Below are 23,099 nucleotides of genomic sequence, written 5' to 3'. Positions count from 1 at the left end.
GACTAGACCTGTTCTCCTTCACCCATGTCGATGCTCTCGCCTTCAGCGAGGGCCACATAGGCCTTTTTCCAGTGGTTGCGACGCCCGAACATGCGACCGAAGCGCTTGTTCTTGCCCTGCTGGTTCAATGTGCGCACGTGCTCCACCCGAACCTCGAACAGCTTCTCGATCGCGGCCTTGATCTCGGCCTTGTCCGCATCCGGCAGCACACGGAACACGTATTGCCCCACTTCGCCGGCGTTGGTCGACTTCTCCGACACCACCGGACCCTGAATAATCTGCATCAGACGCGAATTCATGCCAGCCACTCCTCAAGCTTGCGGATGGCGCCTTCCGTAATCACGACCGTATCGGCCCCGACCAGGTTGGCGGGATTGACACCGCTCACATCGATCACATCCACGTGCGGGACGTTGCTCAACGCACGTTCGGTCATCGCGTCATCCTCGGCCAGCACCACCAGCCCCCGCTCCAGGCCAAGCTCGCCGAGCTTGGCAATACCGTCACGGGTCTTGCCCGACTCGACGGCGAATGCAGCGACCACTTTCAGGCGATCCTGCCGCAGCAGTTCGGAGAGGATGGACGCCATAGCGGCGCGGTACATCTTCTTGTTCAGCTTCTGCGAGAAATCCTGAGTGCGCGCAGCGAATACCTTGCCGCCACCCGTCCACAGCGGGCTGCGAATCGTACCAGCGCGGGCGCGCCCAGTCCCTTTCTGGCGGAACGGCTTGATGCCGCCGCCACTGACCTGGGCCCGGGTCTTCTGGGCACGGGTCCCGCTGCGGGCGCCGGCCAGCTGAGCGACGACGCTCTGATGCACCAGCGGTTCATTGAAATCCCGCTCAAAGCAGGTAGCGGACAGCTCCACGCTGGCCCCGGTATCGGCAGTCGTAACTTGCATTGTTTTAACCCTTCGCCTTCACGGCCGGACGAATCATCACGTCGGTACTCGGCGCGCCCGGCACGGCACCCTGAACCAGGACCAGGCTGCGATCAGCGTCGACGCGCACCACCTTGAGGTTCTGGATGGTTTTACGCTCGGCGCCCATGTGCCCCGCCATCTTCTTGCCCTTGAACACACGGCCCGGGCTCTGATTCTGACCGATGGAACCCGGAGCGCGATGCGCCAGCGAGTTGCCATGGGTCGCGTCCTGGGTGCGGAAGTTGTGACGCTTCACGGCACCCTGGAAGCCCTTGCCCTTGCTCTGAGCGGTCACATCCACGATCTGCCCCTCCTCGAACCGGTCGACGGTGATTGCATCACCGGCAGCCAGGCCTTCGAGGTCGGTCTCGTCGACGCGAAACTCCCACAGACCGCGCCCGGGCTCCACCGACGCCGCGGCGTAGTGCCCGGCCTCCGGCTTGCTTACCCGGGACGGCTTGCGCGAGCCCGCCGTCACCTGGACCGCGTTGTAGCCGTCGCCTTCGGTGCGCTTGATCTGGACCACGCGATTGTTGTCCACCTGTAGCACCGTAACCGGCACAGAGACGCCATCGTCCGTAAAGACGCGCGACATGCCGAGCTTGCGACCGATGAGTCCAAGAGCCATTACAAAACCCCTTCCGTATCAGACGGCGCTAACAAGCGCCCTAAAGCCGTGGCCCGGCGAAAATTCCGCCGGGCCACGGAAAGCCCAATAGTATGGCAGAAAATTTAACGTTAGTTAAGCCTGATCTGAACATTTACGCCTGCAGCCAGATCCAGCTTCATCAGGGCATCCACGGTCTTGTCGGTCGGATCGAGGATATCCATCAGTCGCTTGTGCGTGCGCAGCTCGTACTGGTCCCGCGCGTCCTTGTTGACGTGCGGCGACACCAGGACGGTATACGCCTCGCTCTTGGTCGGCAGGGGGATCGGGCCCTTGACTCGGGCACCGGTCCGCTTCGCAGTCTCGACGATCTCGGCCGCGGAACGGTCGATCAGTCGATGATCAAAGGCCTTCAGACGAATTCGAATGCGCTGGTTAGCCATCTGGTTCACTCAATAATCTTGGAGACGACGCCGGCGCCCACAGTGCGGCCGCCTTCGCGGATCGCAAAGCGCAGACCGTCTTCCATCGCGATCGGATTGATCAGGGACACCGTCATCTTCACGTTGTCACCCGGCATCACCATCTCGGTGCCTTCCGGAAGCTCCACCGAGCCCGTCACGTCCGTCGTGCGGAAGTAGAACTGCGGACGGTACCCGTTGAAGAACGGCGTGTGACGACCGCCCTCTTCCTTGCCCAGGATGTACACCTCGGCCTCGAAGTGCGTGTGCGGGGTAATCGAACCCGGCTTGCACAGCACCTGACCACGCTGGACGTCGTCACGCTTGGTGCCGCGCAGCAGAATACCGACGTTGTCGCCCGCTTCGCCCTGATCCAGCAGCTTGCGGAACATCTCGACACCAGTGACGGTGGTCTTCTGCGTGTCGCGAATACCGACGATCTCGATCTCTTCGCCCACCTTCACCACGCCGCGCTCGATACGACCGGTCACCACGGTGCCGCGACCGGAGATCGAGAACACATCTTCCACCGGCATCAGGTACGCGCCGTCCACGGCACGCTCCGGCTCCGGAATCCAGGTGTCCATCGCTTCGACCAGCTTGTAGATCGCCGGGGCGCCCACTTCGCTCTCGTCACCTTCCAGCGCCTTCAGCGCGGAACCGGTGATGACCGGGGTGTCGTCACCCGGGAAGTCGTACGAGGACAGCAGGTCGCGGACTTCCATCTCGACCAGCTCCAGCAGCTCCGGATCATCGACCATGTCGGCCTTGTTCAGGAACACCACGATGTACGGAACACCGACCTGACGCGCCAGCAGGATGTGCTCGCGGGTCTGCGGCATCGGGCCATCGGCCGCCGACACCACCAGGATCGCGCCATCCATCTGCGCCGCACCCGTGATCATGTTCTTCACGTAGTCCGCGTGACCGGGGCAATCGACGTGCGCATAGTGACGAAGGTCGGATTCGTACTCGACGTGCGCGGTCGCAATCGTAATACCGCGCGCCTTCTCTTCCGGCGCGTTGTCGATCTGGTCAAATGCACGGGCTTCACTCCCGTACTTCTTCCCCAGCACCGCCGTCATCGCCGCCGTCAGCGTCGTTTTCCCATGGTCCACATGACCAATCGTACCCACATTCACATGCGGCTTCTTACGCTCGAACTTTTCCTTGGACACAGCTCAAACCTCTTTACAGTTCTTTCAAATAACGCGAATTCGGGATCAGGACGCTTTGGCGGCTACCGCCTCGGCGATCTGCGCGGGGGCCTCGGCGTACTTCTCGAATTCCATCGAGTAGGTCGCGCGACCCTGACTCATCGAGCGCAACTGGGTCGAGTAGCCGAACATCTCGGACAGGGGAACCTCGGCCCGCAGCAGCTTCTGCCCGGCAACGTCTTCCATGCCCTTCACCAGGCCACGACGGCGATTGAGGTCGCCCATCACGTCGCCCATGTACTCTTCGGGTGTCTCCACCTCGACCTTCATCATCGGCTCAAGAAGCACGGCGCCGGCCTTCAGCGCGCCTTCCTTGAAGGCCATGGAGCCCGCAACCTTGAACGCCATCTCGTTGGAGTCAACGTCGTGGTAGGAACCGTCGAACAGCGTGACCTTCACGTCCTCGACCGGATAGCCGGCGAGCACACCATTGGACATCTGCTCGGCCACACCCTTGTTGACCGCCGGGATGTAGTCCTTGGGCACCACACCGCCCACGATGGCGTTCTCGAACTGGTACCCGCTACCGGGTTCCAGCGGCTCGAGGCGCAGCCACACGTGGCCATACTGGCCGCGACCACCCGACTGCCGCACAAACTTGCCTTCCTGCTCGACCGTCTTGCGAATGGTCTCGCGGTAGGCCACCTGGGGCTGCCCAACGTTCGCCTCGACCTTGAACTCGCGCTTCATGCGGTCCACCAGCACCTCGAGATGGAGCTCGCCCATACCCGAGATGATGGTCTGACCGGACTCTTCGTCGGTATGCACCTTGAAGGACGGATCTTCCTGCGCCAGCTTGTTCAGCGCGATGCCCATCTTTTCCTGGTCGGTCTTGGTCTTCGGTTCGACCGCGATGGAGATCACCGGCTCCGGGAACTCCATGCGCTCGAGTTCGACCGGGTCATTCGGATCGCACAGCGTCGTACCGGTATAAAGATCCTTCAGGCCCACTACCGCGCCGATGTCGCCTGCACGCAGCTCCTTGATCTCCTCGCGGGAGTTGGAGTGCATCTGCAGGATACGACCAATCCGCTCGCGGCGGTTGTTTTGCGTATTCAGCACCGAGTCCCCGGCGGACAGCACGCCCGAATAAACGCGGACGAAGGTCAGGGAACCCACATAGGGGTCGGTCATGATCTTGAACGCCAAAGCCGCGAAGGGCTCGTCGTCCGACGCGTGCTTGGCTACCGGCTCTTCGGTGCCTGCTTTCACGCCCTTGATCGCCTTGACCTCCTCCGGAGAGGGCAGGTACTCGACAACCGCATCCAGCATTGCCTGGACACCCTTGTTCTTGAACGCGGAACCGCACAGCATCGGGACAATCTCGAGCGCGAGGGTCCGCTGGCGCAGGGCCGACTTGACTTCTGCCTCGCTGAGATCGCCCTCGTTGAGGTACTTGTCCATCAGCTCTTCGTTCGCCTCGGCGGCGGCCTCGAGCATGTTCTCGCGCCACTTGTCGGCTTCGGCCTTCAGGTCATCGGGGATGTCCTTGTACTCGAAGCTGATACCGAAGTTCTCTTCGTCCCAGTAGATCGCCTGCATCTTGACCAGGTCGATCACACCCTTGAACTGGTCCTCGGCGCCAATCGGCAGCTGGATCGGCACCGGGTTGGCCTGCAGCCGCTCCTTCATCTGCTCATAGACACGCAGGAAATCGGCGCCGGCGCGGTCCATCTTGTTGACGAACGCGAGACGCGGCACGGCGTACTTGGTTGCCTGACGCCAGACCGTCTCGGACTGCGGCTGCACACCGCCCACGGCGCAATACACCATGACCGCGCCGTCGAGCACGCGCATGGAACGTTCAACCTCGATGGTGAAGTCCACGTGCCCGGGCGTATCGATGATGTTCACTCGATGCTCGTCGAACTGCTTGGCCATGCCGGACCAGAAGCTGGTGGTCGCCGCGGAGGTAATGGTGATACCGCGCTCCTGCTCCTGCTCCATCCAGTCCATCGTGGCGGCGCCGTCATGCACCTCGCCGATCTTGTGCGACAGACCGGTATAGAACAGGATGCGCTCGGTCGTCGTCGTCTTGCCGGCGTCGATGTGCGCGCTGATCCCGATATTCCGGTAGCGCTTCAGTGGTGTCTTGCGTGCCACGGTGAGCCTCTCTAAATCTGGTTTACCAGCGGAAGTGAGCGAACGCCTTGTTCGCTTCCGCCATGCGGTGAGTGTCTTCGCGCTTCTTGACGGCCGAACCCTTGCTGTCCGAGGCGTCCATCAGTTCGCCGGCCAGCTTCAGGGCCATGGTGCGCTCGCCCCGCTTGCGGGCGGCCTCGACCACCCAGCGCATGGCGAGCGCATCCTGACGCACCGAGCGCACTTCCACCGGAACCTGGTAGGTCGCACCACCAACGCGGCGGGACTTCACCTCGACACGCGGGCGAATGTTGTCCAGGGCGCGTTCCAGCGCACCCATCCCGTCGCCCTGCTTGGACTCGATCTGGTCCAGGGCGCCATACACGACCTGTTCGGCGACGGACTTCTTGCCGTCACGCATCACCGTGTTGATGAACTTGGCCAGGCGCTCGCTTCCGAACTTCGGGTCGGGGAGGATGTGACGCTTGGGGGCTGCTGCTCTTCTAGACATGTTTCAGTTCCCGGACTGGATCATGGATCACGGTTAGGATTTGGGACGCTTGGTGCCGTACTTGGACCGGCCCTGCATGCGCTTCTGCACACCCTGGGTGTCCAGGCTGCCGCGCACCGTGTGGTAACGCACACCCGGGAGATCCTTAACACGGCCGCCACGAATCAGGACCACCGAGTGCTCCTGCAGGTTGTGGCCTTCCCCACCGATGTAGCTACTGACTTCGTAGCCGTTGGTCAGCCGCACGCGCGCAACCTTGCGCAGCGCGGAGTTCGGCTTCTTCGGGGTGGTCGTGTAGACACGGGTGCAGACCCCGCGCTTCTGCGGGGAACCCTGCAGCGCCGGCACGTCGCTCTTTTCGACGGGGCGCTTGCGGGGCTTGCGTACCAACTGGTTGATCGTGGCCATGAAACCCTTTCTCCTAGCCTAAAAATAACGACAGGCCGGCGCCGAGACCGGACTGTCGAGGGAGCGGAAGTCTAATCGCCGCCCCCGTGAGTGTCAAGGTGGGACGGGTCACTCGGACCCGTCTTCCGTGGTACCCGGGTCGGTCGTGGCCGGTTCGGAGTCGGCGATCACCGCCGGCGCCTCCGCGACCGTCTCGAACTCGGGCATTTCCAGTGCGCGCTTGCGGCGACGCTCCTTGTGATAGGCGAGGCCCGTCCCCGCGGGGATCAGGCGTCCGACAATCACGTTTTCTTTCAGGCCGCGCAGATCATCACGCGCACCGCGGGTCGAGGCCTCGGTGAGCACGCGGGTGGTCTCCTGGAAGGAGGCCGCAGAGATGAACGACTCGGTCACCAGCGACGCCTTGGTGATACCCAGGAGCACGCGCTCGTAGGTTGCCGGCTGCTTGTCGGCACCCAGCTGCTCGTTCTCCTCCAGCACCCGGATGCGATCCACCTGGTCCCCGGCGAGGAACTTGGTGTCGCCGGCGTCCTCGATGTTCACCTTGCGCATCATCTGGCGGACGATCACCTCGATGTGCTTGTCGTTGATCTTCACACCCTGCAGGCGATAAACGTCCTGTATCTCCTGGACCTGGTACTCGGCCAGGGTGGTGACACCGCGCAGACGGATGATGTCATGCGGATCCAGCTCACCATCCACCACGACCTCGCCACGCTCGACACGCTCGCCTTCGAACACGTTCACGGTCCGCAGCTTGGGAATCATCATCTCGACCGGGTCACCCTTGTCCGGGGTGATCACGAGACGCTGCTTGCCCTTGGTCTCCTTGCCGAAGGACACGGTGCCCGAGATCTCGGCCAGCACCGCCGGCTCCTTGGGACGCCGCGCCTCGAACAAGTCGGCCACACGCGGCAGACCACCGGTGATGTCACGCGTCTTGGAGGACTCCTGCGGCAGGCGGGCAATGACGTCACCCACCTCGACCCGGGCGTTGTCCTCCAGGTTGAAGATCGCATTGGCCGGCAGCATGTACTGCGCGGGCATGTCGGTCCCCGGGATGTACACCTCGTTGCCGTCGTCGTCCAGCAGCTTGACCGTCGGGCGCAGATCCTTGCCCGCCGTAGAGCGGCTCTTCGGATCCAGGACCACGTTGGACGACAGGCCGGTGAACTCATCGGTCTCCTTGGTGACCGTCACGTTCTCCACGAAGTCCGCGAGGCGCAGGTTACCGGCCACCTCGGTGACGATCGGATGGGTATGCGGATCCCAGCTGGCGACTTCCTGCCCAGCTTCCACGGCATCGCTGTCGTGGACCGTGATCAGCGCGCCATAGGGAATCTTGTAGCGCTCCCGTTCGCGACCCTGATCGTCGATCACACCCAGCTCGCCGGAGCGCGAGACCGCGACCAGGTTGCCGGCCTTGTTGGTGACCGTCTTCAGGTTATGCAGACGGACAGAACCGGAGCTCTTCACCTGGATCGCACTGACCGTCACGGCCCGGCTCGCGGCCCCACCAATATGGAAAGTACGCATCGTCAGCTGGGTACCCGGCTCGCCGATCGACTGTGCGGCGATGACGCCCACGGCCTCGCCGGCGTTGACTTCGTGGCCACGCGCCAGGTCACGCCCATAGCACTTGGCACAAATGCCCTGGCGGGTCTCGCAGGTAATCGCGGAACGCACCAGCACTTCGTCGACCGAAGCGGCATCCAGGGAGTCCACCATGGCCTCGTCCAGCAGCGTGCCGGCCGGGATCAATACCTCATCGGTACCCGGGCGCAGCACATCGACCGCAGTGGTCCGACCGAGCACGCGGTCGCGCAACGGCTCGACCACGTCGCCACCTTCGATGATCGGCTTCATCTGCAGGCCCTGCTGGGTCCCGCAATCCGGCTGGGTCACCACTACATCCTGGGAGACATCCACCAGGCGACGGGTCAGGTAACCCGAGTTCGCGGTCTTCAACGCCGTATCGGCCAGCCCCTTACGGGCGCCGTGGGTGGAGATGAAGTACTGCAAGACGTTGAGACCTTCGCGGAAGTTCGCGGTGATCGGCGTCTCGATGATCGAGCCGTCCGGCTTGGCCATCAGGCCACGCATGCCGGCCAGCTGACGAATCTGCGCGGCGGAGCCACGCGCACCGGAGTCGGCCATCATGAAGATCGAGTTGAACGAGTTCTGCTCGACCGTCTCGCCGTCCTTGTTGACGACCTTCTCCTTGCCGAGCCGCTCCATCATGGCCTTGGCGACCTGGTCATTACAGTGAGACCAGATATCCACGACCTTGTTGTAACGCTCGCCCTTGGTCACGAGACCCGAGGCGTACTGGTTCTCGATCTCCTTAACCTGCTCTTCGGCGCCCTGCAGGATCGGCTGCTTCTCGTCCGGGATCACCATGTCGTCGGCGCAGAAGGAGACGCCGGCACGGGTGGAGTAGTAGAAGCCCGCGTACATCAGCTGGTCCGCGAACACCACCGTATCCTTCAGACCCAGGCGGCGATAGCACTGGTTGATCAGGCCGGAGATCGCCTTCTTGTTCAACTCGCGGTCGATCAGCTCGAACGGCAGACCCTTGGGCATGATGCGCGACAGGATCGCGCGACCCACCGTGGTCTCCAGGCGCAGGTACGGCAGGCTCTCGCCCTCGCCGACCTCGGCCATGGTGTCGCCAATCCGGACGGTAACGCGCGCGTGGAGATCCACCAGCTTGTGCTCGTAGGCGCGGTGGACTTCATCCACGTCGGCGAACGTCATGCCTTCGCCCTTCGCGTTCACCTTCTCGCGCGACAGGTAGTAGAGCCCCAGGACAATATCCTGCGACGGCACGATGATCGGCTCGCCGTTGGCCGGCGACAGCACGTTGTTGGAGGACAGCATCAGCGTGCGTGCCTCCAGCTGGGCCTCCAGCGACAGCGGCACGTGCACGGCCATCTGGTCACCGTCGAAGTCCGCGTTGAACGCGGCGCAGACCAGCGGGTGCAGCTGGATCGCCTTGCCTTCGATCAGTACCGGCTCGAACGCCTGGATACCCAGGCGGTGCAGGGTCGGCGCGCGGTTCAGCATGACCGGGTGCTCGCGGATCACCTCTTCCAGGATATCCCAGACCTCGGGACCTTCCTTTTCCACCGCCTTCTTGGCGGCCTTGATGGTGGTCGCGAGACCACGGCGCTGCAGCTTGCCGAAGATGAACGGCTTGAACAGCTCCAGCGCCATGCGCTTGGGCAGACCGCACTGGTGCAGGCGCAGGGTCGGGCCCACCACGATCACCGAGCGACCGGAGTAGTCGACACGCTTGCCCAGCAGGTTCTGGCGGAAGCGGCCCTGCTTGCCCTTGATCATGTCGGCCAGGGACTTCAGCGGGCGCTTGTTGGTACCGGTGATGGCACGGCCGCGACGGCCGTTGTCCAGCAGCGCGTCCACGGACTCCTGCAGCATGCGCTTTTCGTTGCGCACGATGATGTCCGGGGCATTCAGCTCCAGCAAGCGACGCAGACGGTTGTTGCGGTTGATCACCCGGCGGTACAGATCATTGAGGTCGGACGTCGCAAACCGGCCGCCATCCAGCGGCACCAGCGGACGCAGGTCCGGCGGCAGTACCGGCAGCACCTTCATGATCATCCACTCCGGCTTGTTGCCGGAATCGAGGAAGGCCTCGACCAGCTTGAGCCGCTTGCCGAAGCGCTTAATCTTGGTCTCGGAACCGGTCTCGCTCAGGTCCTGGCGCAGCTTCGTCGCCTCGGCCGGCAGATCCATTTCCTTCAACAGGCTCAGCACGGCCTCCGCGCCCATCAGCGCGGTGAAGTCGTCACCGTGCTCTTCCATCGCCTCGAGGTATTCCTCGTCGGTCAGGAGCTGGCGCTTCTCCAGCGTGGTGAAGCCCGGATCGGTGACGATGAAGGACTCGAAGTACAGGACCTTCTCGATGTCCTTCAGGGTCATGTCGAGCAGCAGGCCAATACGGGACGGCAAGCTCTTCAGGTACCAGATGTGGGCAACCGGCGAGGCCAGGTCGATATGGCCCATGCGCTCGCGCCGTACCTTGGTCTGGGTCACTTCGACGCCGCACTTCTCGCACACCACGCCACGATGCTTCAGGCGCTTGTACTTGCCGCACAGGCACTCGTAGTCCTTCACCGGCCCGAAGATCTTCGCGCAGAACAGGCCATCACGTTCCGGCTTGAACGTCCGGTAATTGATGGTTTCCGGCTTCTTCACCTCGCCAAAGGACCAGGAACGGATCTGGTCCGGGGACGCAAGACCGATGCGGATCGCATCGAACTCTTCCGGCTGGGTCTGTTGCTTGAACAGATTCAGGAGGTCTTTCATTCGCTTGCCTCACAAACTTGGTTTCGAGGGGCGCACTGCGCCCCGTCGGATCACAATCGGATCGGAGAAGATCAGTCCTGCTCGAGCTCGATATTGATGCCGAGCGCCTTGATCTCCTTCATGAGCACGTTGAACGACTCGGGGACGTTGGCCTCCATGTGGTGCTCACCGTCAACGATGTTCTTGTACATCTTGTTGCGGCCCTGCACGTCGTCCGCCTTCACCGTCAGCATTTCCTGCAACGTGTAGGCGGCGCCGTAGGCCTCCAGTGCCCAGACCTCCATTTCGCCGAAGCGCTGACCACCGAACTGCGCCTTGCCGCCCAACGGTTGCTGGGTGACCAGCGAATACGGGCCGGTGGAACGTGCATGCATCTTGTCGTCGACCAGATGGTTCAGCTTCAGCATGTGCATGTAGCCCACGGTGACCGGGCGGTCGAAGCCGTCCCCGGTACGCCCGTCGTACAACTGGGCCTGCCCCGTTTCCGGCAGGTCCGCCAGACGCAGCATCTCCTTGATCTCGGCCTCTTCGGCGCCGTCGAACACCGGCGTCGCCATCGGCACGCCAGCGCGCAGGTTGCGGCACAGGGTGATGATCTCGGGGTCCGACATGGAGTCGAGGTCCACCTTGCGTTCGCGGTTGTTGTAGATCTTGTCGAGGAACTCGCGCAGCTTTGCGATCTCGGCTTGCGCCTCGAGCATGCGGTTGATCTTGTGACCGAGACCTCGGGCCGCCCAACCCAGGTGCACTTCCAGCACCTGGCCGACGTTCATGCGCGAGGGCACGCCCAACGGGTTCAGCACCACGTCGACCGGGGTACCGTCCTCGAGGAACGGCATGTCCTCTTCCGGCACGATCATCGAGATCACGCCCTTGTTCCCGTGGCGACCGGCCATCTTGTCGCCCGGCTGCAGGCGGCGCTTCACGGCCACGTAGACCTTGACCATCTTCTGCACGCCTGGCGGCAGGTCGTCGCCCGCGGCCAGCTTGGCCTTCTGGTGCTCGAACTTCTTCTCGAACGCCTCGTGCTGATCCTTGATCTGGCGACCCAGGTCTTCCAGCTGGCTGTTGACCGCATCGTCCTGCAGGCGGACCTCGAACCACTTGTCGCGGGACAGCCCCTGCAAATACTTCTTGGTCACCTTGGAGCCATCACCCAGCCCATCCGGGCCACCGGCGGCGGTCTTGTTGACCAGCAGCCGCTCGACGCGGGCGTAGATGTCATCCTCGTAGATGCGCAGCTGGTCCTTCAGGTCCTTCTGCACAGCGGCGAGATCGTCGGCCTCGATCGACCGGGCGCGGGCGTCTTTCTCCACACCGTCGCGGGTGAAAACACGCACGTCGATCACCGTCCCCTCGATGCCGGACGGCACACGCAGGGAGGTGTCCTTCACGTCCGAGGCCTTCTCGCCAAAGATCGCCCTCAGGAGCTTCTCTTCCGGCGTCAGCTGGGTCTCGCCCTTCGGCGTGACCTTGCCGACCAGGATGTCGCCCGGGTTCACCTCGGCCCCGACGTAGACCACGCCGGACTCGTCCAGCTTGTTCAGCAACGACTCGGAGACGTTCGGGATATCCGCGGTGATCTCTTCCTGGCCCAGCTTGGTGTCACGAGCGACGCAGTTGAGCTCCTCGATGTGGATCGTGGTGTAACGATCCTCCTGCACCACGCGCTCCGAGATCAAAATCGAGTCCTCGAAGTTGTAGCCATTCCAGGGCATGAACGCGACCATCATGTTCTGCCCCAGCGCCAGCTCGCCCAGATCCGTGGACGAGCCATCGGCAATCGCGTCACCGCGGGCGATTTCGTCGCCCACCGCAACCAGAGGACGCTGGTTGATGGAGGTGTTCTGGTTGGAACGCGAGTACTTGGTGAGGTTGTAGATATCCACGCCCGGCTCGCCGGCGACGGTTTCGTCGTCGTTCACACGGACCACCACACGACCCGCGTCCACCGAGTCCACCGTACCGCCGCGCTTGGCGACGATCGCGGAGCCGGAGTCGATGGCGACGGCGCGCTCGATACCGGTACCCACCAGCGGCTTGTCGGCCCGCAGGCACGGCACGGCCTGACGCTGCATGTTCGCGCCCATCAGGGCGCGGTTGGCATCGTCATGCTCCAGGAATGGCAGCAACGCGGCGGCCACGGACACGATCTGCTTTGGCGAGACGTCCATGTACTGGATCTTGTCCGGAGACGAGATCGTGAACTCCTCCTGGTGACGGCAGGACACGAGGTCATCGCTCAGGCGACCCTCCTCATCCATCGCCGCGTTCGCCTGGGCGATCACGTACTGGCTCTCTTCGATCGCGGAGAGGTAGACGATCTCCTCGGTCACCTTTCCCTCTTCGACCTTGCGATACGGCGTCTCCAGGAAGCCGTAGCGGTTGGTGCGGGCATACACGGCCAGCGAGTTGATCAGACCGATGTTCGGGCCTTCCGGAGTCTCGATCGGGCACACGCGACCGTAATGCGTCGGGTGCACGTCGCGCACTTCGAAGCCAGCACGTTCGCGGGTAAGTCCGCCCGGACCCAGGGCCGAGATACGCCGCTTGTGCGTCACCTCGGACAGCGGGTTGTTCTGGTCCATGAACTGCGACAGCTGGCTGGACCCGAAGAATTCCTTGACCGCGGCGGCCACCGGCTTGGCGTTGATCAGTTCCTGCGGCATCAGGCCTTCGCTCTCGGCGACGGTGAGACGCTCCTTGACCGCGCGTTCGACACGCACCAGGCCCAGGCGGAACTGGTTTTCCGCCATCTCGCCCACGCTGCGGATGCGACGGTTGCCCAGGTGGTCGATGTCATCGGTACGGCCGTTGCCGTTACGCAGGTCAATCAGCACCTTCAGGACATCCAGGATGTCTTCCGGCGACAGCACGCCCGCACCCTCGTCGGTATCGCGACCCACGCGGCGGTTGAACTTCATCCGGCCCACGGCGGACAGGTCGTAGCGATCTTCCGAGAAGAACAGGTTGGAGAACAGGTTCTCCGCAGCGTCCTTGGTCGGCGGCTCGCCCGGGCGCATCACGCGGTAGATCTCGACCTGGGCCTCCAGCTGGCTCTTGGTCGGATCCAGACGCAGCGTATCCGACATGTACGGACCGTGGTCGTAGTCGTTGGTGTAGATGGTCTCCAGCGACTTCACGCCCTCGGCGCGCAGCTTGTCGAGCATCTCCTGGGTCAGGGCGTCATTGGCATTGGCGATCAGTTCCCCGGTGGATTCATCCACCACGCCCTTGGCCAGTACCCGACCCAGCAGGTATTCGTCCGGCACCCGCAGGGTGTTGATGCCGGCCTTCTCGATCTCCCGGATATGGCGCGGCGTAATACGCCGACCGGCCTCGACAATGACGGTTTCGCCATCGGTAATGTCGATCACGGCAGTCTCGCCGCGCATGCGCTCGGGGATCAGGTCCAGCTCGCCGCCGTCATCGTCGAGGGTGAGCTGATTGAATTCGAAAAAGGTGGTGAGGATCTCTTCGGTATCCATACCCAGTGCGCGCAGCAGGATCGACGCCGGCAGCTTGCGGCGACGGTCGATGCGCACGAAGACCCCGTCCTTGGCGTCGAACTCGAAGTCGAGCCAGGAACCGCGGTACGGAATAATGCGGGCGTTATAAAGCAGTTTCTGTGCACTGCCCTGGGTCTTGCCCTTGTCGCTGTCGAAGAACACGCCCGGCGAGCGGTGCAACTGCGACACGATTACGCGTTCGGTACCGTTGATGACAAAGGTGCCGTTCTCGGTCATGAGCGGCATTTCGCCCATGTAGACTTCCTGCTCCTTGACCTCCTTGACCACGGTGGAACCCGCCGGGGCTTCCTTGTCGTGGATCACCAGGCGCAAGAGGACACGCAGCGGGGCCGCATAGGTCACGCCACGGATCTGGCATTCCTTCACGTCGAACATCGGTTCGCCCAGGCGATAGCTCACGTACTCGAGCTGGACATGACCGGAATAACTGACGATGGGGAAAACCGACTGAAACGCCGCATGCAGGCCCATCGGATCCCGCCCGTCGGACGCTCGGTCCGCCTGCAGGAAATCCCGATAGGAGGTCAGCTGGGTTTCCAGCAGGTACGGGACTTCGAGGATCTGGGGACGCTTCCCGAAGTCCTTGCGGATACGTTTCTTTTCGGTATAACTGAGGGCCATGGCTTACCTCGGAGGCTAGCTGAACAACGCGCGACAAAACACGCGCCACCACGGGCTGAGGCTGGCGACCAAACGGCCGCCAGCCTCAGGGCTTCGTGATGTACACGAAAACAACAGGCGCAAGCGCCTTCTTACTTCAGTTCGACGGTGGCGCCCGCGCCTTCCAGCTCCGCCTTCATCTTCTCGGCCTCGTCCTTCGGAGCACCTTCCTTCACGGTCGCCGGCACGCCTTCGACCATTTCCTTGGCTTCCTTCAGACCCAGACCGGTCAGGCCGCGGACGACCTTGATGACGCCGACCTTGTTCTCGCCGAAGCTCGACATCACGACGTCGAACTCGTCCTTGACTTCAGCGGCAGCGGCTTCGCCACCAGCGGCAGCCGGGGCGGCCGCAACAGCGGCAGCGGCGGACACGCCGAACTTCTCTTCCATCTCGCTGATCAGGTCCACAATCTCCAGGACCGTCATGTTGCCGATGGCTTCCAGGATATCTTCTTTCGAAACGGCCATTTCTTAATCTCCTAACGGGTCGAGCCCGAATTCATTCAGTACATGCTGCAGAAGCAGGCTTGAAGGGTTCTTCAGGCTGCCTGCTTCTGATCACGGATTGCTGCAACGGTACGCACAAGCTTGCCCGGGACTTCGTTCACCGTACGGGCGAACTTGTCGAGCGGTGCCTTCATCGTGGCGAGCAGCTGCGAGAGCGCCTCGTCACGGGTCGGCAGGCTCGCGAGGCGATCGAGATCGTTCGCCCCCATGAGCTGCCCACCAAAGGACACCAGCCGGACCTTCAGCTGATCGTTTTCCTTGGCGAAGTTCTTCACCAGGCGTGCCGCGGAGCCAGGCTCCTCTTCACTGAAGGCAAGGATCAGCGGACCCTGCAGCTCGGGCTGCATGCACGCGAAATCCGTACCCTCAATGGCACGCTTGGCGAGGTTGTTCTTCACCACCCGCAGATAGACCCCGGTAGTGCGGGCCTGCCGACGAAGGTCGGTCATCTGCGCGACCGAGAGACCCCGGTACTCCGCGGCGACCGCGGAATGCGCCGAGGCAGCAACCGTAGCCAGCTCCGAGACAATCGCCTTCTTGTCGTCGAGATTCAAAGCCACGTTGACTCTCCTCTAGTAAGACCACCCGGAGGTGATCGTGAAACCGGGCGAACCCGGCACTTCGGTGCTCCCGTCGCAGGTACTTCCTGAATCGGGTGACACCATCTGCGCAGGCTGGGGTATTAAGCCGGGCCCTGGAGCTCGGCGCCTGCGGTCTTGGATGGCGTGCCGCTTGCGCGACAGCCGACCAAAAACCGTATCTTCTTGCTTAGAGCTCCAACGAGCCCTGATCGACCTTGACGCCCGGACCCATGGTGGTCGAGACGACCACGGCCTTGACGTACTGCCCCTTGGAGGTCGCCGGCTTCATCTTCAGCAGGTCGGCCAGCAGGGCGTTCAGATTGTCGGTAAGCGAATTCGTGTCGAAATCGGCCGCGCCAATAGTGCAGTGGACGATGCCACCCTTGTCGGTGCGGTAGCGCACCTGACCACCCTTGGCATTGGTCACCGCGGTGGCCACATCCGGGGTCACGGTGCCGACCTTCGGGTTCGGCATCAGGCCGCGCGGGCCGAGAATCTGGCCGAGCTGGCCGACGACGCGCATCGCATCCGGGGAGGCGATCACCACGTCGAAGTCCATCTGGCCGGCCTTCACCTGTTCGGCGAGGTCGTCCATGCCGACGACATCGGCCCCGGCTTCCTTGGCGGCATCGGCGTTCGCACCCTGAGTGAACACGGCCACGCGCACAGTCTTGCCATTGCCATGCGGCAACACGGTGGAACCGCGCACCACCTGATCGGATTTGCGCGGGTCCACACCGAGGTTCACGGCAACGTCCACCGACTCGCGGAACTTGGCCTTGGGCAGGTCACGCAGGAGATCAAAGGCTTCGGTGACCGGATACAGGTGACCCGCCTCAACCTTCTCGCGATAGGCCTGCATACGCTTGGAAAGCTTCGCCATGTCAGAGACCCTCCACTTCGAGGCCCATACTGCGGGCACTGCCGGCGATGGTACGCACGGCGGCATCGAGATCAGCCGCGGTCATATCCGGTTCCTTGGTCTTCGCAATTTCTTCCAGCTGGGCGCGCGTCACGGTGCCGACCTTGTTGGTGTTCGGCTGACCGGAACCGGACTGAATGCCGGCCGCCTTCTTCAGCAGGACCGCCGCCGGGGGCGTCTTGGTAATGAACGTGAAGCTGCGATCCGCGTACACGGTGATCACCACCGGAATCGGCAGGCCGGGCTCCATCTCCTGGGTCTGGGCGTTGAACGCCTTGCAGAACTCCATGATGTTCACGCCGCGCTGACCCAGCGCCGGGCCCACGGGCGGGCTCGGGTTGGCCTTGCCAGCCGCCACCTGAAGCTTGATATACGCTTCGATTTTCTTTGCCATGAGGACTCCCTCGGGTGCGAACGCCTTGCGGCTCCCCGATTAACAGGTGATGACGCTTGCGCGTCTCAGGTTTTCTCGACTTGGTGGAACTCGAGTTCCACGGGCGTCGACCGCCCGAAAATCTGAACCGCCACGAGCAGACGACTCTTGTCGTAGTTGACTTCTTCGACCACGCCATTGAAATCGTTGAACGGGCCGTCGATTACGCGGACCATCTCGCCCACCTCGAACAGCACCTTCGGACGCGGCTTCTCGGCGCCTTCCTGCATGCGCTGCAGAATCGCGTCGGCTTCCTTGTCGCTGATCGGCGCCGGACGGTCCGCGGTGCCACCGATGAAGCCAAGCACGCGCGGCACGGCCTTGACCAGATGCCAGGCCTCGTCGTTGAGGTCCATCTGAACCAGGACATAGCCGGGGAAGAACTTGCGCTCACTCTTGCGCTTCTGGCCGTCCTTCATCTCGACGACCTCCTCGGTGGGCACCAGGATTTCGCCAAAATGGTCCTGCATGCCGAAACGCTCGATGCGCTCCTCCAGGGACCGCTTCACCTGTGCCTCGAAACCCGAGAATGCCTGTACGACGTACCAGCGTAGTGCCATGGGGAAAATCCTGCTGCTTATCCGATGAACCGACTGATGCCCCAGCCCAGGAACATGTCCAGGAGCCAGAGCATGATCCCCACCAGGATCACGACGGCAATGACGATCAGCGTGGTCTGGGTCGTCTCTACGCGGGTGGGCCACACCATCTTGCGCACCTCGGTGCGCGCGTTGCCCATAAAGCCGGCGAGCTGGCTGCCCTTGGCGGTCGTCATCGCGATCCCGATGGCGACCCCCACGACGGCAAGCAGCCCGAGGACGCGAATCAGAGTGGATTCGTCCTGGAACCAATAGAAGCCCATGACGCCGGCAATCAGCAGCGCCACGGCCACCGCGAGCTTGACGGTATCAAGCACGCCGGTCTGTTCCGATTGTTCACTCATGAATACGTATCACCCGGTGCTGCCGCCATCTCGAAGATGGCAGGCCAGGAGGGACTCGAACCCCCAACCTGCGGTTTTGGAGACCGCTGCTCTGCCAATTGAGCTACTGGCCTAGAAATCGAATCGACAAGAAACAAACGCGAGAGACGACGCACGCGGCGCCGCCTCTCGCGGTCAGTCTGTCAACTTGTCTACTGTATCACTCGATGATCTTGGAGACGACGCCGGCGCCCACAGTGCGGCCGCCTTCGCGGATCGCAAAGCGCAGACCGTCTTCCATCGCGATCGGATTGATCAGGGACACCGTCATCTTCACGTTGTCACCCGGCATCACCATCTCGGTGCCTTCCGGAAGCTCCACCGAGCCCGTCACGTCCGTCGTGCGGAAGTAGAACTGCGGACGGTACCCGTTGAAGAACGGCGTGTGACGACCGCCCTCTTCCTTGCCCAGGATGTACACCTCGGCTTCGAAGTGCGTGTGCGGGGTAATCGAACCCGGCTTGCACAGCACCTGACCACGCTGGACGTCGTCACGCTTGGTGCCGCGCAGCAGAATGCCGACGTTGTCCCCCGCTTCGCCCTGATCCAGCAGCTTGCGGAACATCTCGACACCGGTGACGGTGGTCTTCTGCGTGTCGCGAATGCCGACGATCTCGATCTCTTCGCCCACCTTCACCACGCCGCGCTCGATACGACCGGTCACCACGGTGCCGCGACCGGAGATCGAGAACACATCTTCCACCGGCATCAGGTACGCGCCGTCCACGGCACGCTCCGGCTCCGGAATCCAGGTGTCCATCGCTTCGACCAGCTTGTAGATCGCCGGGGCGCCCACTTCGCTCTCGTCACCTTCCAGCGCCTTCAGCGCGGAACCGGTGATGACCGGGGTGTCGTCACCCGGGAAGTCGTACGAGGACAGCAGGTCGCGGACTTCCATCTCGACCAGCTCCAGCAGCTCCGGATCATCGACCATGTCGGCCTTGTTCAGGAACACCACGATGTACGGAACACCGACCTGACGCGCCAGCAGGATGTGCTCGCGGGTCTGCGGCATCGGGCCATCGGCCGCCGACACCACCAGGATCGCGCCATCCATCTGCGCCGCACCCGTGATCATGTTCTTCACGTAGTCCGCGTGACCGGGGCAATCGACGTGCGCATAGTGACGAAGGTCGGATTCGTACTCGACGTGCGCGGTCGCAATCGTAATACCGCGCGCCTTCTCTTCCGGCGCGTTGTCGATCTGGTCAAATGCACGGGCTTCACTACCGTACTTCTTGCCCAGCACCGCCGTCATCGCCGCCGTCAGCGTCGTTTTCCCATGGTCCACATGACCAATCGTACCCACATTCACATGCGGCTTCTTACGCTCGAACTTTTCCTTGGACATCTCTCGCTTCCCCGGATCGTGACGCTAAAACTCAACAGCGACGCAGGTTGTACGCTGACATTAATATGGAGCTCATGACCGGATTCGAACCGGTGACCTCTTCCTTACCAAGGAAGTGCTCTACCGACTGAGCTACATGAGCCGAACTACCGCCAGGGCCTCGCCCGACATCGTGCGGGCCAAATCTGGAGCGGGTGATGGGGATCGAACCCACATCATCAGCTTGGAAGGCTGAGGTTCTACCATTGAACTACACCCGCAGAACCCTGGCTTGCCGCACCACCGTCCGCTTCTGGCCGCTGGCTTGAAAAACCCGATGGTGGAGGGAGGAGGATTCGAACCTCCGAAGGCTGAGCCAGCAGATTTACAGTCTGCCCCCGTTGACCGCTTGGGTATCCCTCCTCGATCAAGCCGCGTATTCTGAACCAGCGCGAAGCACAGCGTCAAGCACCCGCTGAATTACCCCTCAAGGGGGCGAACCACAGCCTTGTCATTTGCAGGGTTGATTCCTATGATCGGAGCTCAGCAAGGGGCTCTCGGCTGCCTGGCAGCGCGTTTCCCTTCCGCCGCGGACGCACGTAGAGTGTGGCCCATCACTAGGTTTGTATACGCAGAGGCCCATGGCGAATACCACTACGGCACCGCGGCTACCCGGGCTGGCGAAGCGCCTGGTCGAGGCCGGCCTGATCGCGGAGGACATCGCCTCCCAGCTGGTCGAGGAAGCCCAGTCCCAGCAGACGCCGCTGATGACCCTGCTTGCCAGCAAGGGCCAGGTGGCGGAAGCCCGCCTGGTCGAGGCCGCCGCCGAGGAATTCGGGCTCCCGGTATTCGACCTGGGGAGCTTCGATGCGGAACTGCTGCCCAAGGATCACCTCAACGAGAAGCTGATCCAGAAGCACCATGCCCTGCCACTGATGGCACGCGGCAATCGCCTCTACATCGGCGTGTCCGACCCGACCAACCTCGGTGCCACCGACGAGTTCAAGTTCGCCACCGGCATGCCCGTCGAGGCCGTCCTGGTCGAGCCACACAAGCTCGACCGCCTGATCGACACGGCACTGAGTGCCGCCTCGTCGCTGATGGACGACCTTGGCGACGACGGCCTCGACGGGCTGGCCATCGAATCCGGTGGGGAGGATGACAAGGAGTCCTCCGACACCGCCGAGGGCGCGGATGACGCCCCGGTGGTGCGCTTCGTCAACAAGGTTCTGATGGACGCCATCAATCGCAAGGCGTCGGATATCCACCTCGAGCCCTTCGAGAAGGACTTCCGCGTGCGCTTCCGCATTGACGGCGTACTGCACGAGGTCGCCCACCCACCCAATTCCCTGGCGCCGCGCATCACTGCGCGCGTCAAGGTGATGTCGCGCATGGACATCGCCGAACGCCGCGTGCCGCAGGACGGGCGCATCAAGCTTAAACTGTCGCGTACACGCGCGATCGATTTTCGTGTCTCGTCCCTGCCGACGCTTTACGGCGAGAAGATCGTGATGCGTATCCTCGATCCCAGCAGCGCGGCGATGGGCATCGATCAGCTGGGGTACGAGGAACATCAGAAAGAGGCCTACCTCAAGGCGCTCAGCCGCCCGTACGGCATGATCCTGGTCACCGGCCCCACCGGGTCGGGGAAGACCGTGTCGCTGTACACCGGGCTCGGCATCCTGAACACCGCCGACCGCAACATCTCCACTGCGGAAGACCCGTCGGAAATCAACATGCCCGGGGTCAACCAGGTCAACATCAACCCGAAGGTGGGTCTGACCTTTGCCAGCGCGCTGCGCGCGTTCCTGCGCCAGGACCCGGACGTGATCATGGTCGGGGAAATCCGCGACCTGGAAACCGCCGAGATCTCCATCAAGGCGGCCCAGACCGGTCACCTTGTGCTTTCCACGCTGCATACCAACGACGCCCCGCAGACGCTCACCCGCCTGGCCAACATGGGCGTGCCACCGTACAACATCGCCTCCTCGATCCTGCTGATCATTGCCCAGCGGCTGGCGCGGCGGTTGTGCCCGAACTGCAAGGAACCGGAAAAGCTCCCGGAAGAGGCGCTGCGCAAGGAAGGCTTTACCGACGCCGACATCCAGAACGGTGTGGTCTCCTATCGCGCGGTGGGCTGCGACCAATGCACCAACGGCTACAAGGGCCGGCTGGGGATCTACCAGGTCATGCCCATCAGCGACGACATGCAGCGCGGCATCCTGGAGGGCTACAACTCCATGCAGCTCGCAGAACAAGCAGAAAAGGAAGGCATCGAGGACCTGCGACGCGCCGGCCTCGTGAAAGTAATGGCGGGGCTGACCAGCCTCGAGGAAGTCAATCGCGTGACCAAGGACTAGTGCCGCAACCGGCACGGGTCACCAGCTACAGGGGGACAGGGGGATGGCCGACTCCGGGACGATCTACACCTGGGAAGGACTGAACAAGAACGGCGCCCGGATCAAGGGCGAGACTCCGGCCGACAACGAGGCCACGGCCCGTGCCGAGCTGCGCAAGAACGGCATCAACGTCATCAAGATCCGCAAGAAGCCAAAGTCGCTTCTCTCCGGTGGAAAAAAGAAGGTCGTCCCCGCGGACATCGCCTACTTCCTGCGCCAGATGACCACGATGCTGGAGTCCGGCGTGCCCCTGGTGCAGGCCTTCGAGATCGTCGGCCGCGGGAACGAGAAGCCCGCGATGCGCGATCTGGTCCTGAAACTGAAGGCAGACGTCGAGGGCGGCGAGACGTTTGCCCAGGCCCTGTCCAAGCACCCGAGACATTTCGACGACCTGGTCACCAATCTGGTCGAGGCCGGCGAGCAGGCGGGGACACTCGAGACCCTGCTGGACAAGGTCGCCACCTACAAGGAAAAGACCGAGGCCCTGAAGGGCAAGATCAAGAAGGCCCTGTTCTATCCGGCCGCAGTGGTTGTGGTCGCCATCGTGGTGACCGCGATCCTGCTGATCTACGTGGTCCCGCAGTTCGAGGCCCTGTTTACCGGGTTCGGTGCCGACCTCCCGGTATTCACCCGCATGGTGGTCGACCTCTCGGAGTTCACCCAGAGCTGGTGGTGGGCCATCCTCGGGGTCATGGTCGCCATCGGATTCGTCTTCGTTCAGGCCCGGCGGCGGCTGCCACGCTTCGCCCGTTTCCTCGACATCATGGTCCTCAAGGCCCCGGCTTTTGGCCCGATCCTGCGCAAGGCCGCCATCGCCCGCTTTGCGCGAACGCTGTCGACCATGTTCTCCGCCGGGGTGCCGCTGGTGGATGCCCTGACCTCGGTCTCCGGCGCCACCGGCAACGCCGTCTACCGAGAAGCCACCCTGCGCATGCGCGACGAGACCGAGGCCGGCGGCCAATTGCAGTGGTCCATGCGCAATACCGCCGTGTTCCCCAACATGGTGGTGCAGATGGTCGCGATTGGCGAGGAATCCGGCTCGCTGGATTCAATGCTGTCGAAAGTCGCGGATTTCTACGAGGAAGAGGTCGACAACGCCGTGGACAGCCTGTCCAGCCTGCTGGAACCGCTGATCATGGTGGTCCTCGGCGTGCTGGTCGGCGGCCTGGTCATCGCCATGTACCTGCCCATCTTCCAGATGGGTCAGGTGATCTAA

The 23,099-nt window shown here is 62.9% G+C and carries 19 protein-coding genes and 4 tRNA genes; 2 read left to right on the top strand and 21 right to left on the bottom strand.

Annotated elements, in window-relative coordinates; translation table 11 throughout:
* Positions 1 to 2 precede the first annotated feature (2 nt).
* From rplW to TVD_RS02270, 21 genes are all read right to left on the bottom strand, one after another.
* Positions 3 to 299: a 50S ribosomal protein L23 gene (rplW, locus tag TVD_RS02370; RefSeq protein ID WP_018146458.1), complete on the bottom strand. Its 297-nt coding sequence runs from the start codon at positions 297 to 299 to the stop codon at positions 3 to 5.
* A complete protein-coding gene (rplD, locus tag TVD_RS02365) occupies positions 296 to 901 on the bottom strand; it encodes a 50S ribosomal protein L4 (RefSeq protein WP_018168211.1) in 606 nt (201 codons plus the stop codon). The genes rplW and rplD overlap by 4 nt, the downstream gene beginning before the upstream one ends.
* A gap of 4 nt (positions 902 to 905) precedes the next feature.
* A complete protein-coding gene (rplC, locus tag TVD_RS02360) occupies positions 906 to 1,550 on the bottom strand; it encodes a 50S ribosomal protein L3 (protein ID WP_018146460.1) in 645 nt (214 codons plus the stop codon).
* A 110-nt stretch (positions 1,551 to 1,660) separates the two neighbouring features.
* Positions 1,661 to 1,972: a 30S ribosomal protein S10 gene (rpsJ, locus tag TVD_RS02355; RefSeq protein WP_017941070.1), complete on the bottom strand. Its 312-nt coding sequence runs from the start codon at positions 1,970 to 1,972 to the stop codon at positions 1,661 to 1,663.
* A 5-nt stretch (positions 1,973 to 1,977) separates the two neighbouring features.
* A complete protein-coding gene (gene tuf / locus TVD_RS02350; protein ID WP_018168213.1) occupies positions 1,978 to 3,168 on the bottom strand; it encodes an elongation factor Tu in 1,191 nt (396 codons plus the stop codon).
* Between the two features lie 45 nt (positions 3,169 to 3,213).
* Positions 3,214 to 5,310 (bottom strand): elongation factor G, encoded by a 2,097-nt coding sequence (fusA, locus tag TVD_RS02345; protein ID WP_018939104.1) that lies wholly within the window; start codon positions 5,308 to 5,310, stop codon positions 3,214 to 3,216.
* A gap of 22 nt (positions 5,311 to 5,332) precedes the next feature.
* Positions 5,333 to 5,800, bottom strand: coding sequence for a 30S ribosomal protein S7 (rpsG, locus tag TVD_RS02340; protein WP_018143874.1), 468 nt, complete (start codon positions 5,798 to 5,800; stop codon positions 5,333 to 5,335).
* Between the two features lie 33 nt (positions 5,801 to 5,833).
* On the bottom strand, positions 5,834 to 6,208 hold the full coding sequence (gene rpsL / locus TVD_RS02335; protein ID WP_018143873.1) for a 30S ribosomal protein S12: 375 nt from the start codon (positions 6,206 to 6,208) through the stop codon (positions 5,834 to 5,836).
* Positions 6,209 to 6,316: 108 nt separating this feature from the next.
* Positions 6,317 to 10,537, bottom strand: a complete 4,221-nt coding sequence (gene rpoC, locus TVD_RS02330; protein ID WP_047250717.1) for a DNA-directed RNA polymerase subunit beta' — start codon at positions 10,535 to 10,537, stop codon at positions 6,317 to 6,319.
* A 71-nt stretch (positions 10,538 to 10,608) separates the two neighbouring features.
* A complete protein-coding gene (rpoB, locus tag TVD_RS02325) occupies positions 10,609 to 14,688 on the bottom strand; it encodes a DNA-directed RNA polymerase subunit beta (RefSeq protein WP_047250716.1) in 4,080 nt (1,359 codons plus the stop codon).
* 131 nt (positions 14,689 to 14,819) lie between these two features.
* Entirely contained in the window at positions 14,820 to 15,197 is a 378-nt protein-coding gene (rplL, locus tag TVD_RS02320) for a 50S ribosomal protein L7/L12 (RefSeq protein ID WP_018143870.1), read from the bottom strand.
* A 71-nt stretch (positions 15,198 to 15,268) separates the two neighbouring features.
* The gene (gene rplJ, locus TVD_RS02315; protein WP_018143869.1) at positions 15,269 to 15,790 is read right to left on the bottom strand and encodes a 50S ribosomal protein L10; all 522 of its coding nucleotides are present in this window, start codon (positions 15,788 to 15,790) and stop codon (positions 15,269 to 15,271) included.
* Positions 15,791 to 16,004: 214 nt separating this feature from the next.
* A complete protein-coding gene (gene rplA, locus TVD_RS02310; protein ID WP_047250715.1) occupies positions 16,005 to 16,700 on the bottom strand; it encodes a 50S ribosomal protein L1 in 696 nt (231 codons plus the stop codon).
* A gap of 1 nt (position 16,701) precedes the next feature.
* Positions 16,702 to 17,133, bottom strand: a complete 432-nt coding sequence (gene rplK / locus TVD_RS02305; RefSeq protein ID WP_018650512.1) for a 50S ribosomal protein L11 — start codon at positions 17,131 to 17,133, stop codon at positions 16,702 to 16,704.
* A 65-nt stretch (positions 17,134 to 17,198) separates the two neighbouring features.
* A complete protein-coding gene (gene nusG / locus TVD_RS02300; protein WP_017940468.1) occupies positions 17,199 to 17,732 on the bottom strand; it encodes a transcription termination/antitermination protein NusG in 534 nt (177 codons plus the stop codon).
* A 17-nt stretch (positions 17,733 to 17,749) separates the two neighbouring features.
* On the bottom strand, positions 17,750 to 18,115 hold the full coding sequence (secE, locus tag TVD_RS02295) for a preprotein translocase subunit SecE (protein WP_018167854.1): 366 nt from the start codon (positions 18,113 to 18,115) through the stop codon (positions 17,750 to 17,752).
* A gap of 37 nt (positions 18,116 to 18,152) precedes the next feature.
* Positions 18,153 to 18,228: transfer RNA gene (locus TVD_RS02290), tRNA-Trp, on the bottom strand.
* An 86-nt stretch (positions 18,229 to 18,314) separates the two neighbouring features.
* Positions 18,315 to 19,505, bottom strand: coding sequence for an elongation factor Tu (gene tuf, locus TVD_RS02285; protein WP_018168213.1), 1,191 nt, complete (start codon positions 19,503 to 19,505; stop codon positions 18,315 to 18,317).
* Between the two features lie 66 nt (positions 19,506 to 19,571).
* Positions 19,572 to 19,647 (bottom strand) — tRNA-Thr (locus TVD_RS02280).
* 44 nt (positions 19,648 to 19,691) lie between these two features.
* Positions 19,692 to 19,765 (bottom strand) — tRNA-Gly (locus tag TVD_RS02275).
* Between the two features lie 57 nt (positions 19,766 to 19,822).
* Positions 19,823 to 19,907, bottom strand: a tRNA-Tyr gene (locus TVD_RS02270).
* 218 nt (positions 19,908 to 20,125) lie between these two features.
* Here TVD_RS02270 and pilB point away from each other — a divergent pair.
* Positions 20,126 to 21,844, top strand: a complete 1,719-nt coding sequence (pilB, locus tag TVD_RS02265) for a type IV-A pilus assembly ATPase PilB (RefSeq protein WP_047250714.1) — start codon at positions 20,126 to 20,128, stop codon at positions 21,842 to 21,844.
* Between the two features lie 43 nt (positions 21,845 to 21,887).
* Positions 21,888 to 23,099 carry a type II secretion system F family protein gene (locus tag TVD_RS02260; RefSeq protein WP_018144450.1) on the top strand — a complete coding sequence of 404 codons (1,212 nt, stop codon included), beginning with the start codon at positions 21,888 to 21,890 and terminating at the stop codon, positions 23,097 to 23,099.

The sequence above is a fragment of the Thioalkalivibrio versutus genome (assembly GCF_001020955.1).
GTDB classification, from domain to species: domain Bacteria; phylum Pseudomonadota; class Gammaproteobacteria; order Ectothiorhodospirales; family Ectothiorhodospiraceae; genus Thioalkalivibrio; species Thioalkalivibrio versutus.
This window is presented reverse-complemented; position numbering and strand designations above follow the sequence as displayed.